The organism is Leminorella richardii (assembly GCF_900478135.1).
In the GTDB taxonomy this organism is placed as follows: Bacteria; Pseudomonadota; Gammaproteobacteria; order Enterobacterales; family Enterobacteriaceae; genus Leminorella; species Leminorella richardii.
Genome location: NZ_LS483470.1, coordinates 1,846,702 through 1,864,292, shown reverse-complemented (window position 1 = coordinate 1,864,292; position 17,591 = coordinate 1,846,702). Strand labels below are relative to the sequence as shown.

Here is a 17,591-nt window from a genome sequence, read left to right as displayed (position 1 = left end):
TATGAACCAGAAATAACGCTACTCGTCCCCGCTTTCTGGCTGACTGCCCGGCGGAGGAGACTTTAATATATGGGATTTCATCTTGCCCCATACCTGCATTTCACAGGACTTACAGTCAAATTTTAGCGTTAGCGTTTCGTCTCCCTGCACCAGCTGCATAGGCGTTACCCGAGTTTTTACCCCCTGAACACCCTTAGCCTGTTTAGGACAAAGATTAAACGCAAAGCGAAGACAGTGCTTGGTGATCATCAGCGGCACGTCGCCCTTTTCTCCATGTGCCTCATAGGCATCATCGATAAGCTCTACGCCGTGACGCTGGTAGAAAGATCGAGCTAAATGGTTATAGACGTTAGCCAAAAATGTTAAGTGTGTTTGTGGGAAACGCGGAGCTGGTGAACTGCTGGGTCTGCGGTTAACTCTCACATATTGAGCCAAGCGAGCCTCTGTCAGGGCATCAACCGCATCGCGTCGCAGCTGGTTAAGCTGAGCGCTGGGGATAAAGGGCACAGATGATACGTCAATGTCGATGTCCGTTGCGTAATACATGGTCTGACCCAGTTTGCCAAGGCCATCTCTAAGAGAAGATATCGCTTTTTCAGGCTGATTTGCCTCGGCAAATTCACCGTTAAGTGACACGGTAACTGAAATCTGCTCTTCGCTTTTCATCTCCAGCCGCAGTTCATCCCGATCGCCCTTTAAGTGTAGCCTAACTCCCACTCGACGATCGCTGGAGCTTTTTAACAGTGACTGCTGCCACTGGTGGTCGAGATTCCTATTAAGGGGATGATGCGGACGAAGTTTAGAAAGATCTGCTGGCATTTCATTGGGATAAAGTCGATATCGCCCTTCTGCCAGCTTTTCTGCTTTATTGATTCTAAAGCCGACAATGTCTCGCTTAACCAGCACATTAAGGCCGTCCCCGTTGCTCAGCGGTGTGTCGGAGCTGACGTCCAGATACTGCTTTTCCACCTTTATAATATCGCCCACCGGTAGGCCAACAAACTTGGGTGAATCAAAGGCGCCAATGTCGATACGCCGTTGATTAACAAAGTAGTCAGTGCTGCCGCGGTGAAAAGTTTTATCCGGATTTGGCGTAAAGTGGTGCTGCGTTCGGCCGCTGGATGCCGATGCCAAATCTGTTCGCTGCTCCAGAATCGCATCAAGCTGCTGGCGATAGTAAGCAGTAATATTTTTAACGTAGCTCAGGTCTTTATAACGCCCTTCAATTTTAAAGGAGCGAACCCCGGCATCAATCAGTGCCCCCAGATTAGCGGACTGGTTGTTGTCCTTCATCGACAGCAAATGCTTGTCATAGGCAACGACCGCGCCCCTTTCATCCTTTAGCGTACAGGGTAAGCGGCAGGCCTGAGAACAGTCGCCGCGATTAGCGCTGCGCCCTGTCTGTGCATGGGAAATATAGCACTGTCCGGAAAACGCCACACACAGCGCGCCGTGAATAAAGAACTCTATCGTGGCATCAACTTCTTGATGAATACTGCGGATCTGCTCTAGATTGAGCTCTCTGGCCAACACCAGTTGAGAAAAACCCACGTTCGACAGAAAGCGGGCCTTTTCCAACGTGCGGATATCGGTTTGGGTACTGGCATGAAGGTCGATGGGCGGTATGTCCATCTCCAGAATACCCATATCCTGCACGATCAGTGCGTCAACGCCCGCATCATACAGCTGATGGATCAGCCGCCTTACCGACTCCAGCTCGGCATCGTGAAGAATGGTATTCAGCGTCACAAACACTTTCGCGTAATAGCGGTGAGCAAATGCTGCCAGTTCAGCAATGTCTTTCAGCGAATTGCCCGCATTATGGCGCGCGCCAAATTCCGGCCCGCCGATATAGACAGCGTCTGCACCGTGCAGAATGGCCTCTCGAGCTATCTCTACGTTGCGGGCGGGGCTAAGTAGCTCAAGCTTGTTGTTTGAAGATCGGTCTGAAAGTTGCATAGTTTACTGGCTTAACCTGAAGTTCATCAAAGTGGTGCGTGCGGCATTGTAACCTACTTTTTAAATACCGCGCATCGGAACCGTTTTGCTGACGTTAAAGATTAAATTATCGCTAAGCTATGCTGTTTACCTCACTCCCGCTGGCTCAGTTTATGTATTCTCCTCGATCAGCAGCAAATAAAGATAGCGATCGACCACTGCGTGAGAAATACCCAACGACAAACAGATTTCACTGCGGCTTTTTCCCTGTTCGTACATCGCTTCAATCAGCTGCAGGATCTTTCTCTCATTCCCCTGATAGATATAGTTTATTTGAAAGGTTCGCCGACAGTTAGAACAAAAATAGCGCTGTAGTCCTGAACGCGCTTTTCCGTGACGTCGTACCCTGCTCTTTTCAGAACAGTGATGGCACATAATCTGGTTATAATTCGGTCTCATTGCTTTATCTCCCTATAATTTTTTCGCCTAGTTCAATGGACTGTTTTTCACAGTCGAAACGTTTAGCTGCCCTAAACTCGCTGCCAGTTGAAGCCTGGATAAGTGCCATTCGACCATACTGTTGACGTTATCTATCTGTGCCTGTGAAAGGTCATTTTGCGTATTCAACAGCTCCAAAATGCTGCCCACACCGGACTGATAGCGACCGCGGGCAATTTCATAGGCTCTGCGCGATGAGGCCACCAGATCGCTGACGTTCTTCAGATTGCTTTGCGTGGTCGACAGGCTTTGATAGGTTTGCCATACCTGTAGTGCAATATCCTGCTTTGACTGGGCATACTGGTTTTTGGACTGCTCCAGTCGGTTTTGCGCGCTTTTCACTGCGTTGTACTGACTAAATCCGCTAAAGATGGGAACCTTAACGTTGACGCCCATATAGAATTCGTCTCCGTCATAGGTTGGCCCGTACTTCGCTTCACTTTTCCCCCATCGCGACGTCAGATAAACGGAGGGCAAAAAGCCACGCTGGGCAATCGCCAGCTCTTTTTCCGAAACGGTAATTTGTTCTTTCACTGACAGCAGATAGGGATGTTGGTTAAGCGCGCTGTTAATCAGCTGTTGAACGTTGTCCAACGCACTCTCCGACGGCATCACTAGCCCCTTTTGGAACGTGATGTTCTTTGTGATATCGCGCCCCATGATGGAGGCCAGCGCCCCCATAGCATTGCGCACATCACCTTCAGCCTTGATACGATAGTTGGTTGACGACAGTGCGGCATTTTTCGCCTGTAGTTCATCGGCCAAAACGCCTACGCCGGCCTCTCGCTTACCCTGAGTCACCTGCAAACTCTTATAAGAGATAAGCTCAATGTCTCGAGCAGCATCTAAATAAGCCTGAGCGGCAATGACGGTAAAGTATTTCTGCGCCGCGTCTAACACCACATCCTGCAGCTCAGACTGCGTCAAGAACTCCACGGCGTTCAGCTCAACGTTAGCGCGATCGATGCCCGCTTCCCGCTGCCCAAAATCGAACAGCAGCCAGCTGAGTTCCAGTGTGTTCTTCCACGCCTCTGTCGTATTATCAAGGGTGGTCTGGGGATAGTGTGTTTTCGATTTTTGATGATTAAACGTCGAAAGACCGTCCACTGTCGGCATGTATCCCGCATAGCTTTTGTCTTTCTCTATCTGGTAGTGGCGCAAATTGAGCCAGGCAGTCTTAGCCTTAGGGTTATTACACATAGCCAGAACGACAACGTCATAGAAGCTTAAGGCGCTTTTTTTGTTACTCCCCTCAAGACATACATCACGCTCTGCGTTTTTTGACAGTGTTCCTTTTTTGGGGCTCTTATCCGCTGCGGCCTCTGCGGAGACGCTCTGCCGATAAAGCATATCGTCAGTAATCACCGGCAACGGCGCGCCTTTTTTTGATACACGGCTGTCAGTAGAAACGACCGCAGCCGGTTTAGTTGAAGAGAGCTCATCAATCAAGGATCTGACGTCTTGAGAAGGCGCCGCATTCAGCCAAACGGGAAGGCAAAAAGACGCCGCCAGCGGTACCAAAAGCCAGTTCTTCATCCTATTTATCTCCCTGTAAAACAATGAATTCCTTTTGCTGCGCCGATTTAGCGCTGATATCGTGAAGTAAAGTTTTCGTTCCTGTGCTGAAAGCAGCCTGACCAAGACGAGGCAGCATAAGGCTGCGGGAATAAATGGGAGTCACCCTCTCTGTCACCATGGTGACGACACTAAAATGGCGATCGGTCATTTTTTCCCCAACTGGCGAAGTATCAATACTCAGATGAATGACTCCCCCCTTTGAGGCTCGATTATTTTTAGGCTTCACCGCTGGCGGGAACTGAGCCTCGTTTCTTGTTTGATAAATCAGCACATACTCTTTTGCGTCTTTTGATATGTTCATATGCCGCTTCGCAGCCGCCGTTTGGGCATAGCAAAAACTCATCACGACTGCCATTACCACAGCAGCGATTGGTGATTTTCCCTTCATGCGGTTTCTTCCTCTTCGATCTTAGGCGTGGGCGTAGGTGAGGAGGTGCTGTTTTCGAACTGACTAAAAAGCTCTGCAGGCGCGATCTGCTGGGTTGATGTACCGTTTTCAAGCACAACAATACGGTCTACGGAGGCTAGCGTCTGCGGACGATGCGCAATTACCAGCCTCGTGATATCAAGCTGTGCTACTGCCGCGTTGACAGCCTGCTCTAGCTGAACGTCCAGATGACTGGTTGCCTCATCCAGAATCAGTAACTGTGGTTCTTTATAAAGCGCTCTGGCCAACAGAATGCGCTGCTTTTGACCTCCAGAAAGCGCCACGCCCATGTCGCCAACCAGCGTGTTGTACTGCATCGGCATTTGCTCAATATCGTGGTGAATCGCCGCCATTAGCGCGCATTTCAGAACCCGCTCGCGATCGACGTCTCTAGAAAAGAAGGTGATGTTGTCCATGATGGAACCGGCAAACAGAACGTCATCCTGTAAAACCGTTGCACTAAACCGCCTGAGTCCCGCCGGCGTCAGATTCTTCAGGCTTACACCGTCTATCAGAATATCGCCTTCACAGGGAGTTAAGCTGCCGCATAGCAGCTGACTTAGTGTCGTTTTACCTCCACCAGAAGGCCCTGCAAGCGCCACGCACTCGCCTGATTCAACAGTAAAAGAGACGTTCTTAATCACTAGCGGCTCGCTATCGGCATAGCGGAAACTGACGTTTTTAAATTCAATCCGGGGTGGCTTGTCGAGCTGTAGTGTGGAGGTATGTTCTGGCGTTTCTTCCGGCTCGGTAAGGACGATATCAGCTAAGCGTTCCGTTTGAATACTCAGCATCTTCAGCTCAAAATACTTGTCGATAAGGCTGCTAATGCGTTGGCTAAACTGCGTCTTATAGGACGTAAAGGCCATCAGGATACCGACCGTAAACGTTTGATCCATAACCAGCGTGGCGCCTAACCCTAAAATTACCAGATTCTCAATACTAAACAGCAGTCCATTCAGCTGCTGATAGTAAATTTGCAGCTTCTGTACTCTGACACCGGCATTAACCTGACGAATAAGCAGCCCCATCCAGTCGGCAGTTCTTTCCTGCTGACGCAGAAACAGTTTGATTGTTCTCACCCCACGAACCGTTTCCAAAAAGTGGCTTTGCTGTTTTGCGCTGTGAACAATTTGCTCTTCCGTTGCCATTCTTAGCGGGTGATACCACAGAACCCGGCCAATGCCGTAAAGCAGCATGGTCGCCAGACAGACTGTGGCCAAAAGCGGGCTGTAGATATACATCATCACCAGCGTGACGATCGTCATTAACCCGTCAAGGATCGCGACAAAAAAAGAGGAAGACAGCGTAGATTGAATGGCGTCAACGGCACCAAAGCGAGAAACAATGTCCCCCAGATGACGTTTTTCAAAGTAGCCTATAGGTAAACGCATCAGATGGCGGAACACACTGTCTCGCCACTGGACGCTGATAGAAGTAGAGATATACATCATTACCCAAGCGCGAACGGCTGAGGTTACCTGCTGTATCAGCATCATCACGCCAAATCCGACGAGTAGCGTAACCAGCAGACTGCGATCGTTGGAGACGATAACGTAGTCAATGGTCCACTGGGTAAAAAGCGGTGTAATAATGCTAAACAGTTCAATACCTAGCGCCAGAACCAGAACTTGAATAAAGCTGCTTTTAAGCCCCGAAATCTTGCCAATCAGATCGCGAAAACGCACCCGCTGAACCTGCACCTGTGGCTTAAATCCGTCATCCGGCCAGAGTTCAACAGCAATCCCGGTAAACGAGGCTGAAACCTCCGATAAAGTGAGCTGTCGTTCCCCAATAGCAGGATCGTGAATAACGCACTTGTTTCCCTTTACCGACTTCAACACCACAAAATGGGAAAAATCCCAGTGCAGAATACAGGGAAGCCTGAGCTTAGGAAGCTCATCAAGCTCTAAGCGCAAAGAGCGACTGTTTAGACTAAGCTGCTTAGAAATACTCAGCAGTTGACTTAAATTTATGCCCTTCTGAGAAATGCTAAACCGCCCACGCAGCGTTGCCAGATCGGTATGGTAGCGGTGGTAGCCAGCAATCATCGTCAGGCAGGCTAATCCACACTCGGCAGATTCAGTTTGAATAACGATCGGCAGTCGATGGCTGGTTAACCCAAAGTTTATTTTTTTGACGAAACTCATTTGTTAGTGCGCTCCCTCGCTCGCCTTTTGTGTGATGCTAAACAGAGGTTCCAGCACCCATTCGTAAAGTTTGCGTTTATCCAGCACGATGTCTGCCTCAAGCTCCATGCCGGGTTGAAGCGTCTTCTTTTCGCCATAGACGGAAATCGTCTGGCTATCGGGTTTAACCGTGACTTGATAAAACGAAGGATCGCTGTTCGTAAGCCCAGATGTCTGTAACTCGTTTTGTGTCAACGTGACCTTTGATACCGACACAACTCGCCCAGAATATTGGCCAAACTTCTGATAGGGATATGGCTGATAGCGAAGCCAAACTTCGGCTCCCTCCTGAATAAAACCAACGGCTTTACTCGGTGCGTAGAGATGAACCTGCAGCATAGAGCCATCAGGAATAATGCTGACCATAGGCTTACTGGCTTCAACATACTGCCCTACCTGCGCAACGGCAGCGGTGATCGTTCCTGACTGAGGAGCCTGAATGACGATCTCTCTTTTGGCTTCGCTTTCTACCAGCTCCTGCTGAGAGCTGGAGATGCTGCGTACAAGCTGCCCCTGCTGTTTCTCAAACTTCAACAGCAGACCATCTAATTCCGACTGTCGCCCGGCCAGCTCCTTTTCTGTACTGATCTTTTCCCTTTCATAGCTGCTCAAGGCGCTCTGCTGCTGTAATACTTCTTCTTTTACCCGTTCGTATTGCTCCAGAGAGATATACTCTTTTTGATAAATTTGCTGGTACTGCTGCTGACGACGCTGGACCAGCCCCAAGATGCGCCGCTGGTTAGTTATTTGCTTATTCAAAGCGTCAATCTGGCCATTTAGCTGTCGAATGTAGTTCTCCAGCAGCGATTTTTCTGCTGTAAACTGAGACTGATTTTTCTCTATTTCATCCTTAAGGGAGTCAATTCGCGCCTGTATCTGTTCGCTTATCGTCCTCTGTGTGCCAAACGTGTTTGTCCCTTCCCGTTCACCAGAAATGACGTACAGCGCGTCGCCTTTAGAAACAGTATCGCCCTCGTTCACTTTTTTTTCGATAACGACACCATACTGCTGGCTATAGACTTTAATCACGCCCTTATCCGGCACGAGTTGACCCGTGACGGTTTGTTTCCGCGTATACGAAAACAGAAGGCAAAATAGAATGACAGTCGCAATAACGACACAGATAAAGAAGGTAAAAAAACGCAAAGATAAAGGCGTACTTAATATTACATTCCCTAACCATTTTTGCTTTTCTGCCTGAAGCGCCTCTTGGCGAAAAAGCCCCATATACTTATCTTCCTTTACTTTTTAAAAAATAAAAATGACACCACTTAATTGGAGTAAGATTGTTTTTAATATCAAATAAGAACATTCCAACTTTACTTAACAGGCATGGCAACCACCGTTTACATCACACGTAAAAATGTAGGGTAACAAAAAATAAATTTAATAAAACAAACCCATTAAAATATTAATAAGGAAGTAGGAAGATACACCACCCACTGCTTAAAACAGTCTCTTCTATTTTATATCATCAAAATCCCTTTCAATATAATATTTATGCATAAAAATTTTAACATAACAACACCAACAGCTAATAAATCAATAAAATCACTCATCTTTTGGCGTGATTTTTTATAGAAAATTTTCATTTAATCCACAGCCAACCAACTCTTTCTTTATTTCATCAACATGATGAAATAAATGAAAAATAAACCGAAAAACACTCGATTAATTTTTTTAAGAATCAAAAATAAGTAAACATGAAAAGCATACCTAGACAGATCTAAACAAAAATTTATTTTCCCAAATGAATGCATCCAAGTAATAAAATTAAAAAATAAAAAAACCAAATATTGCCTTATTTATAAATAAAAATATGCTTTATCACCTTTCTTTAAATTTGCATTAACATCTTTTTTTGATAGATTGACCACACCATTAGAATCAGTGCTTGCAGTATAGGGGGGATCGGATTAGTTAATAATCATAAATAGGAAACAAACAAACTAAATTAATTGCAATCGTATTTATTTAATGGAAAAAATCACTTTTAAAGCATCGGTCACATCCGAGCTTAAAATCTGATTTAATACCTCGAATATAGGTTATGGATATGAAATTATATGTACAACAAGCAGGGCAAGCTGTACAAGCCGTTTCGTTAGGCTCTTCAACGAATATTAACGCAACACCGGGAACGAGACTGTTTATCGAAGGAAATAACGGGGCCGTTTCTCATATGACTCGTAACGGCAGTGGCCTGATTATTAATACCACTGACGGTAAAGTCATCGCTGTTGATAACTTCTTTGGTCCCGCCGATCAGGGGATCAGCTCTCTGACTATCGAAAACGCTCCTGAATCAGGTTTGCCGGAAAAGCAAATCGTTCTGGGTGATGAGCGCGTTTACAATGACGGCGCTGAAGTGGTTGCCTATACGCCTGAGCAGCTGAAAGACATCATTTCAGGCTGGGACTACTACGACGTTCGCGGTGAAGAAGTTGTCGCAAGCGATGATGACAATACGGGTCTATTTGTTGCACTAGGCCTTGGTGCTGCCGGTATTGCAGGCCTTATTGCCTGGGCTGCAAACGACGACGATGACGACAATAAGAACCGTTCATCCGAACCGGCACCGAACCCTAATCCGACTGATACAACAGACGCAACACTGCTGACGCTGAATCGTTCTAACGGCTCTAGTCTGTCAGGCACCAGCGACGCCAAAAATGCCACTGTCTATATCGACGTGAATAGCGACGGCACGTACGACTTTACCGCCACAACGGATGAGAACGGCAACTGGAGTTTCCCCTCACCGCTGACCATTCCAGACGGTGCTACGGTGACTGTATGGGTACTGAACAGCAAAGGTGAAAAAGTTCAGGTGACTACCGTTATTGACGCAACAGCGCCAGATTCAGAAAGCATGACTGTCTCTCAAGATCTGACTGTCATCAGCGGCAAAACTGAACCGGGTGCTAAAGTTAAGCTAGACGTCGACGGTGACGGCAAAGCTGACTATGAAGTCACGGCCGACGATACCGGCAGCTATAAGATTACGCTGAAAGCTGGTGAAACGCTGAATCCTGGAACCAGCATCATCAGTCTGACTGACGATCTCAACAACACGGCCAGCATCACTCTACCCAGCTCACACAAAGCTTCCGTTCTGGGCATGAGCGAAGATGGTCAAGCGATGGATCTGTCTTCCACGACGGAAATCACCTCTCCGACCCTTCACGGTCGTGGCGTTCCAGGCTCGACGGTCAACCTGATGGATGGCGATAAGAAGATCGGTACCGCCGAAGTCGATCAGCAGGGTAACTGGTCTATTAAGGTTGAAAATCTGAGCGCGGGTAACCACAGCTTTGATGTTCAGACCGTGATCGGTGCCAAAGTGACTGAATCAGGCAAAGACGTCTCTGTCACGTTTGAACAAAAGCCTTACGACATGGCGATTGCCAATTCTGATATCCGTGAAATTGAAACCGACAGCACCATTGATGCGCCGATTTCTATCACGCGCTCCCTACCCGGCGGCGGCTATCTCGTTGCCTATCCAGAAGCAGAAGCTGCTGGTTCAAAATACTACGACATTAAAGTCAAGCTGTTTGATGCCGATGGTAACCTGACCAACACGCTAACGCTGGGTGATAAGAACGTAGCCGACGGCTACAGCAAAGAAAGCGCGCAGCAGTTCCTGGCGAACTTTGACGTGTCTGTTTCTCCGACTAACGGCGCTATCACTGTTCTGTACGCGAAAAATGAAACTGCCGGCAGCTATACTGGTCACGACGTCGTTTATGAGCGCTTTACTGCTGAAGGTACGCCAATCACTAACGGTCCTCAGCTGGTTTCTGCACATAACGATCTTGGCGGTGCAAACGGTATTCTGAAAGAGTGGCTCCCGGACGAAGTCGCTGACAAGATCACTGGATTCCTGTCTAGCGTCGTTAACCCTATTGCTGACTTCCTGACCGGCGCGCTGAAAGCCATCGACTTCCTGAACGTGCTTCCGGATACCGACTTCAAAGCGCTAATTGACGGTCTGGTCAACACCCTGCCTAACCATATCCTGTCTGCCATTATCGGCCAGGGCGCGATGAGCAGCTCTATCGTTCAGCTTGAAGACGGCAGCATTGTCTTCACTGGTACCCACACTCGTGAGTTCTTGGATCTTGAAAACGTCGTAGACAATCTGGACGTTTCTGGTCTGGTTCGCGATCTGTGTAAATCACTGGGTCTGTCCGGTATTCCAATCATCGGCTCTCTGATCGATACCGTCACCGAACTGGTACTGCAGTGGCTCGTTAAGCCGGTTGAGTCTATCGTAGACTTCTTCCTGACGCTGGTTGACATGGACGCGTTTGAGCTGGGTTCACATCTGTACAGCTACCGCTATGCAGAAGATGCGAACGGTAACCTGGTCAAGGTTAGCACCAACATCGAAACGCCAAATGACACCAACTGGGGCGGTTTCTTCACAGAAAACGGCTATATCACCACCAATAACGGTGTATTCGATAAAGTTGTTAACTATCTGTTTGGTACCAACCCTGGCAGTGATACCGAAGGTCTTGCCGGTGCCGGTATCGGCAACAATCAGTACGCAGTTGTTTGGCAACAGGGCTGCAAAGACTGGTCTCTTGACAAGCTGTTAACCAGCAAGCCTGTAGATCTGCGTCTGTCTGTTGTTGACTTCAAAACGGGCAAAGTCATTGTTGACGGCGCTACGCTGAACACCAATGCGCCAGCCGGCTCTACTGACGTTTCACCGAAGATCATTGCTTTGTCTGACGGCACCTTTCTGGTTTCCTGGGTTCGTGCAACTAAGGGCGACGGTGGCGACGTGATGGTTCAGCGCTTCCAGATGCTGAATGACAAGCTGCACGCCTTAGGCGATGCAAGCGTCATTAACGAATCAACGGATGGAACTCAGGGTCTGATACCGGGTTCACTAACCGCTGCTTACGACATCACTGTGTTGGAAAACGGTAACTATGTGGTGACTTGGGCAACGAACGTCAACGGCGAATCTCACGTTATGGCTCGCGTACTTGACGCTACTGGCCAGCCGGTCTCTTCGGAGCTGGTGGTTGATAAGGGCGTTGATGACGACGGCGTATGCTCGCTGCCTTCTGTGACAGCACTGGCTGACGGCGGCTTCGCTATCACCTGGTCTGAAGTTTCTCAAGGCGATAGCAACCTGTACAGCCGCACTTACGGCAGCGACGGTACGTCTCGCTATGAAGGCGAGAAAGGCGATGTGACCAAGCCAGGCGACTTCATTGAAGGAAACTATCAGGCTGCAGAAGGCACTGCCGGTAACGACGTCATTGACGGTCGTAACGGTGTGACTAACGTGAACGCTGGCGACGGTGACGATCGCATTCTGGTTAACTCTGGTAAGTTTACCTCTATCGACGGCGGCAACGGCTTCGATACCGTAGTCTTCCAGGATGAGAAAGGCACGACTATCGATTCTGGCGTATTAAGCAAGATGAGCCATATCGAGCAAATCGATCTGAACTCAACGTCAGCGCTTCAGCTGGACGTCAGCTATGACGATCTGATCAAGCTGAACGACGATAAGAAGCTGTTCATCAACGGCACGTCTGAAGACAAGGTTGATCTTGACCTTGCCAGCTGGACTAACGTTGCTACCGCTAACAAAGGCGGTGTTCAGTACAATCTGTATGTCTACGATAAAGACGAAGACGCACAGGTTTGGGTACAGAACAGCATCAGCGTAATCTAATCACTCCTCAAGGGGCGAGTCTTCGCCCCTTTTATTACTTAATCGCTATTATTCGATAGCCGCTATTCGATAGCGATTAATTAATAATCACAGTACCAAAGAGAATGTCTCTCAAGGAGAGGTTATGGGTTTTTCACCATGGAGTGAATGCGTGACAATTATTGCCCGAGATTTGGGTATCAACGTTACGTCAAACAATTTACAGCACATTATTCAAAATGGTGGAAGCCATGAAGAAATAATGAAAAATACCATTAATTACATTGGGTTGAATTATAAAAAAACGAACGAAAAATTAAAGAATATTCCAAAGCTTCTATTTCCCGTATTTGTACCATTAAATAATAATCAGGCCGTTGTTGTTTATAGTGTTAATGAAGATAATACAGCAACGCTCTCTTTTAATATTTCTCCTGATGTAAAAACACAGATTGATTTAGAGCAGCTTGAATCGATGCGGGAAGGCCCTGTCTGGCTCATTTTTCACAAAGAGCGCGTTGAAGATAAGCGTGTTGATGATTTTCTTAAGCCGTACAAAGAAAACTGGCTGTTTAAACTTGTAGGAAAAGATGCCCGTTTTTATGGGCAGATTGCGCTGGGCGCTCTGTTTGGCAACATTCTGGCACTCTCAAGCGCCCTATTTTCCATGCAGATTTACGATCGGGTAATTCCTGCTCAGTCCTACCATACGCTTTGGGTTCTCTTCATTGGCGTAATGGTTGCCCTGCTGATGGACATGATGCTTCGCCTTGCCCGTAGTCATCTTGCTGACGCGATCGGAAAAAAAACCGACCTCTTTATGTCCGGCATGTTCTTTTCCCGCGCGCTGCGTATGAAAAACGATGCGCGTCCTAACTCAACCGGTGCGTTTGTTGCCCAGCTTAGAGAAATTGAACATATCCGCGAACTGCTGACGTCCACAACGGTCGTCGCTATGGTTGATATGCCGTTTATTCTGATTTTTATTGGCGTGATCGCGTTTATCGGTGGCCCGCTGGCCTTCGCCCCTCTTCTGGCTATCCCTCTGATCGTTATCCCTGGGCTTATTGCCCAATGGCCTTTAGCCCGTCTGTCACAACAGGGGATCCGTGAAAGCGCCATTCGTAACGCCATGCTGGTGGAAACCGTTGAAGGTTTGGAAGATATTAAAATCATGCAGTCAGAGGATCGCTTTCTGCGAACCTGGAACGGCTGTAACTCAACTACCGCGCAAATCTCTTTGGAACAGCGACACTGGTCCAGTCTGATAACGAACTGGTGTCAGTTCATTCAACAGCTGGTTTATATCAGCGTTATTGCCATCGGCGTGTATTTGGTTATCGAAAATGACATTACAACAGGGACACTGATTGCCTGTTCTATTTTATCCAGCCGTACTGTTGCCCCTCTTGGCCAGCTGGCTCAAGTACTCACTCGCTGGCAACACGCCAAAATGGCAAAGACTGGGCTCGATGAATTCTTGAAAAAACCTCTGGATCAAAAGCCCTTTAGCGAAACGCTGCATACCGATGTGATAAAAGGGCAATTTAGCTTAAAGAACGTCAAGTACCGCTTTAATCCCGAAGCCCCTATCGCTCTAGACGTTGCCTCTCTGGAAATTAACTCTGGGGAAAAGGTCGCTATCCTGGGTTCTATCGGCGCAGGAAAATCCACTCTACTGCGCCTGATATCCGGCATAGCAGAAACGACGGAAGGCGAGCTGCTGCTTGACGGGTTAGTCATGAAGGAGATCAGCAATAGTGACGTTCGTCGCGATATTGCCTATCTGCCACAAAGCGCACAGCTTTTCCACGGAACTATTCGCGAAAACCTCATTATGGGCAGGCCACAGACCTCTGCCGGCAAGATCGTTGAAGCCCTAAATATCGCTGGCGCTGCCAGCCTGCTGAAAACGGGACAGGGGCTTGAACTCTCTATCGCTGAGGGGGGGCGCGGTCTCTCTGGAGGGCAAAAACAGACCCTTTTGTTAGCCAGAACCCTACTGCGCGACTCCCCTATTCTGCTTTTAGACGAGCCGACCGCCAATATGGATGAAGCGCTGGAAAATCACGTAGTCAGTGCTCTTAACGAGCACATTAAGGACAAGACCTTTGTCATTGTCACACATCGACACGCACCGCTAAGACTCGTAGACAGAATTATCGTTATGAGCCAGGGAGGCGTCGTTCTCGACGGACCGAGAGATGCTGTATTGCAGCGACTGAAGGCAAACAATAGCGGAAATTAACGCCATGACATTCTTTAAGAAAAATAACGAGCTGACTGACGTTAGCGACATTCAGAGCGGCAAAAATGCAAAGATCATTTGGATTATTTTATCGACCTGTCTGCTTTTACTCGTCTGGGGCTATTTTGCCGAACTGGATGAAGTCACCAACGGCCAGGGAACCGTCATCACTTGGAATCGCTCTCAGATTATTCAGGCCAGAGACGGTGGCGTGATTCGTGAGCTGATGGTACGTGAAGGCGATCTCGTCGAGGCTAACCAACAGCTGGCTATTTTGGACTCGACGCGCTTTGAAGCTGGATATAACGAAGTCGGTGCCAAAGTAAAGGCGCTAGCGGTCAGCATCGCTCGCCTAACGGCAGAAATTAAGGGCGAAAAAGAGCAGCCGGACTTTATTGTCTTTTTGCGTAGCTACTCCAGCGAAGCCAACGACAAGGCGCTGAATGATGAAGAGCTGCTGAAAGAACACAAAGTGCTGATTGACCATGAAATGTCTTTGCTGCTATCGCGTCGCAGAAGCTTGGACGAGAACGTTTCTGGTCTACAAAGAAGCCTGAAGTTAACTAACAACGAGCTGGCGCTGATCCGCCCTCTGGTTGCCAAAGGCGCCGTTGGGCAGGTGGAAGAACTTCGATTAAGAAAAGAGGAAAACGATCTTAAAAACCGGATCACCGAAGCGCGTAACCACTATTTTGAACAGGCCAAAGAAGAACTGGTGAAGAAAAAGAACGAGTTGGACTCTATCTATTTCCAACTGCTACAGAGAAAAGACCAGTTGGCCAGCACCGTTATTACGTCACCAGTAAAGGGGATTGTTAAAGACGTTCAGGTCACGACGGTTGGCGGCGTTCTGGAACCTGGTGGAAAACTGATGGAGGTGGTTCCTTCTGAAGATCAGCTGGTGATTGAGGTCAAAATAAACCCTAGAGATATTGCATTTATTCATCCAAATCAAAAGGCTATCGTAAAAGTCAGCGCCTACGAATCCTCTATTTATGGAACGATGGATGCCACAGTAGAACGCATTTCTCCCGATACCATTCAGGATCAGGTTCGTCGTGAACAGTATTACTACAAAGTTTTCGTTCGCACCGAACGCTCTGCATTAGAAACTCGAGACGGCAAGCTGCATGAAATCGTTCCCGGCATGCTGGCAACCGTTGACATCAAAACAGGACAAAAAAGCGTTCTGGACTATCTACTAAAACCATTAAATAAAGCTAAAGAAGCCCTGAGGGAGAGATAAGTGACTCACTATAATAAAATGATGCTGTGTATTGGACTGGCCGGGTTCGCATGTCTTTCTGCCCCATTACGCGCAGAGACGCTACAAAATACTTTACAGACAGCCATCAACCGCTCGCCAACGATAAAGTATCATCAGGGTAAGGTTGCTTCAGCACAGAGTTCGATTGGAGAAGCGCGAAGCGGTTGGCTTCCTAACGTTTCGGTGAATACTGGCAACGAGCTGAGCAATACCAATAAGAACAACAGCAACGACGATGGAAAAACCTACTCAGTAAAAGTTGAACAGAACCTGTTTGACTTCGGCCGCACCGGTGACAGAGTTGAATACGCCGAACACAGCAAGTCCGCAGAGGTTCATAACGCCTATGATGAAGCGGAGGTTTTATCTTCCAAAGTTGCGGAGACTTATCTCAATATTATTAAATTCCAACAAATTATCGATATTACTAAAAAGAACAAGACGGAGCATATCAACATATTGAGACTGGCTCAGGCCCGAGCCGACGGTGGTGTAGACAGCCTGGGAGACGTTGAACAGGTTGAAGTGCGCATTAAAGGTCTAGAAGCTGACCTCTCCGGCTATGAGGCGCAGCTTAAGGCTGCTGAAGCAGATTTCCATATTCTGGTTGGCAAGCGCCCTTCTGGCCTCACAGATCCAGACATGACAGTCATAAAGGCACAACTAGCCTCCCATATTCGAGAACGCATCACTGAATCACCTCGTATTCAGGCCATGCGAGCCAATAAGGACGCTGCGTCAGCTGAGTATGCCTATACCAGTAAAAGCTGGATGCCCGCACTCAGCGTTTCCGTTTCTCAGGGAAAAACGACCACCTACGGTGACAACGACACGCTAGTCATGCTCAACGTTAACAGCAATATTTTTGACGGCGGCGGCGCGATTTATCGGAGTCGAGGTGCTGCCCAGCGAGTAGAAAGCGCTCGCTGGAATATTGAAAAATCGATTGAAGACCTCTCCACTAAAGTATCACAAATGTATCAAGAGGCATTAAGCCAAGAGCGACAGATTAATATTTACGCCGAAAGGATAAGCCACTCTTTAGAAGTTAAAAGCCTTTATCATGAGCAATACAAAGTGAATCGCCGTTCAGTGCTTGATCTTCTTAATGCCGAGCAAGAGCTATTTCAAACGATGAACAACCAGATTAATGCCGAGTTTAACTTCAAGATCCTCCTTGTCAGAATTTTTTCTGAGCTTGGCCAGATAAACAGTGCATTTAATATACACGTTGACTTTAAGGAGAAGACTGACGGCAACCTTATCACCGACATTTTGGGATTTGACAACAGCCCCTCTTCTGTAGAATTCAAAGAAAAACCAATAGAAAATAGCCAACCCACTGGTTTAGTTAAAATGGCTCCCACTCATAGTGAGGTGAAGGTTACGCAAAGCCCGATGGGCCAAACAGCACAAACAGTTGCTATAGAAAACTCAAATAATCCACGCATAGAGCCCAATGCTTCGCAAAGAAAAGAGATCGAAGATCCTTTGGCTCTATTGGGAATAAGCGTTATAAAATAATAATATAAATAGTTTTTTTGGAATGTAAGAATAAATTTGGCGACATATTCTGCATGTCACACAAAAAATAAATAAAAAATCAACAAAAACAAAAAGTGCAGATTTAATAATCGTATTTTAGCGATTTCATTGGCATAAAATATAGTATATGTGATGTTATTATTCATGCGTTATAGTAAAAGAAATTAAATCATGCATCTGTATGAATAATTTCCAGTTTGATAATGAGTGAATAATTG

10 protein-coding genes are annotated in these 17,591 nt (G+C 47.4%); 4 read left to right on the top strand and 6 right to left on the bottom strand.

Annotated features, from left to right (window positions below; translation table 11 throughout):
* Window positions 1-18 precede the first annotated feature (18 nt).
* The 6 genes from DQM29_RS08565 to DQM29_RS08540 all read right to left on the bottom strand — a co-directional run bounded on the left by DQM29_RS08565 (window position 19) and on the right by DQM29_RS08540 (window position 7,857).
* A complete protein-coding gene (locus DQM29_RS08565) occupies window positions 19-1,959 on the bottom strand; it encodes a peptidase U32 family protein (RefSeq protein ID WP_111740293.1) in 1,941 nt (646 codons plus the stop codon).
* 150 nt (window positions 1,960-2,109) lie between these two features.
* Window positions 2,110-2,397: an IS1/IS1595 family N-terminal zinc-binding domain-containing protein gene (locus DQM29_RS08560; RefSeq protein ID WP_111740292.1), complete on the bottom strand. Its 288-nt coding sequence runs from the start codon at window positions 2,395-2,397 to the stop codon at window positions 2,110-2,112.
* 27 nt (window positions 2,398-2,424) lie between these two features.
* Window positions 2,425-3,972, bottom strand: a complete 1,548-nt coding sequence (locus DQM29_RS08555) for a TolC family protein (RefSeq protein ID WP_111740291.1) — start codon at window positions 3,970-3,972, stop codon at window positions 2,425-2,427.
* 1 nt (window position 3,973) lies between these two features.
* Window positions 3,974-4,402: a hypothetical protein gene (locus DQM29_RS08550; protein WP_111740290.1), complete on the bottom strand. Its 429-nt coding sequence runs from the start codon at window positions 4,400-4,402 to the stop codon at window positions 3,974-3,976.
* Entirely contained in the window at window positions 4,399-6,591 is a 2,193-nt protein-coding gene (locus DQM29_RS08545; RefSeq protein WP_111740289.1) for a peptidase domain-containing ABC transporter, read from the bottom strand. The genes DQM29_RS08550 and DQM29_RS08545 overlap by 4 nt, the downstream gene beginning before the upstream one ends.
* Window positions 6,592-6,594: 3 nt before the next feature.
* On the bottom strand, window positions 6,595-7,857 hold the full coding sequence (locus DQM29_RS08540; RefSeq protein WP_111740288.1) for an HlyD family secretion protein: 1,263 nt from the start codon (window positions 7,855-7,857) through the stop codon (window positions 6,595-6,597).
* Between the two features lie 829 nt (window positions 7,858-8,686).
* On the opposite strand from DQM29_RS08540, the gene DQM29_RS08535 reads away from it, so the two are divergent.
* The 4 genes from DQM29_RS08535 to DQM29_RS08520 all read left to right on the top strand — a co-directional run bounded on the left by DQM29_RS08535 (window position 8,687) and on the right by DQM29_RS08520 (window position 17,352).
* Window positions 8,687-12,334 (top strand): Ig-like domain-containing protein, encoded by a 3,648-nt coding sequence (locus tag DQM29_RS08535; RefSeq protein ID WP_170126512.1) that lies wholly within the window; start codon window positions 8,687-8,689, stop codon window positions 12,332-12,334.
* A 124-nt stretch (window positions 12,335-12,458) separates the two neighbouring features.
* A complete protein-coding gene (locus DQM29_RS08530; protein ID WP_111740286.1) occupies window positions 12,459-14,561 on the top strand; it encodes a type I secretion system permease/ATPase in 2,103 nt (700 codons plus the stop codon).
* Window positions 14,562-14,565: 4 nt separating this feature from the next.
* Window positions 14,566-15,807 (top strand): HlyD family type I secretion periplasmic adaptor subunit, encoded by a 1,242-nt coding sequence (locus DQM29_RS08525; protein WP_111740285.1) that lies wholly within the window; start codon window positions 14,566-14,568, stop codon window positions 15,805-15,807.
* Window positions 15,808-17,352, top strand: coding sequence for a TolC family outer membrane protein (locus DQM29_RS08520; RefSeq protein ID WP_111740284.1), 1,545 nt, complete (start codon window positions 15,808-15,810; stop codon window positions 17,350-17,352). It abuts the gene before it with no gap.
* Window positions 17,353-17,591: the final 239 nt, after the last annotated feature.

Bases quoted from the DNA above. Each gene is read 5' to 3' on its own strand.
- DQM29_RS08565 (WP_111740293.1), bottom strand. From the start codon at position 1,959: ATGCAACTTTCAGACCGATCTTCAAACAACAAGCTTGAGCTACTTAGC.
- DQM29_RS08560 (WP_111740292.1), bottom strand. From the start codon at position 2,397: ATGAGACCGAATTATAACCAGATTATGTGCCATCACTGTTCTGAAAAG.
- DQM29_RS08555 (WP_111740291.1), bottom strand. From the start codon at position 3,972: ATGAAGAACTGGCTTTTGGTACCGCTGGCGGCGTCTTTTTGCCTTCCC.
- DQM29_RS08540 (WP_111740288.1), bottom strand. From the start codon at position 7,857: ATGGGGCTTTTTCGCCAAGAGGCGCTTCAGGCAGAAAAGCAAAAATGG.
- DQM29_RS08550 (WP_111740290.1), bottom strand. From the start codon at position 4,402: ATGAAGGGAAAATCACCAATCGCTGCTGTGGTAATGGCAGTCGTGATG.
- DQM29_RS08530 (WP_111740286.1), top strand. From the start codon at position 12,459: ATGGGTTTTTCACCATGGAGTGAATGCGTGACAATTATTGCCCGAGAT.
- DQM29_RS08535 (WP_170126512.1), top strand. From the start codon at position 8,687: ATGAAATTATATGTACAACAAGCAGGGCAAGCTGTACAAGCCGTTTCG.
- DQM29_RS08525 (WP_111740285.1), top strand. From the start codon at position 14,566: ATGACATTCTTTAAGAAAAATAACGAGCTGACTGACGTTAGCGACATT.
- DQM29_RS08545 (WP_111740289.1), bottom strand. From the start codon at position 6,591: ATGAGTTTCGTCAAAAAAATAAACTTTGGGTTAACCAGCCATCGACTG.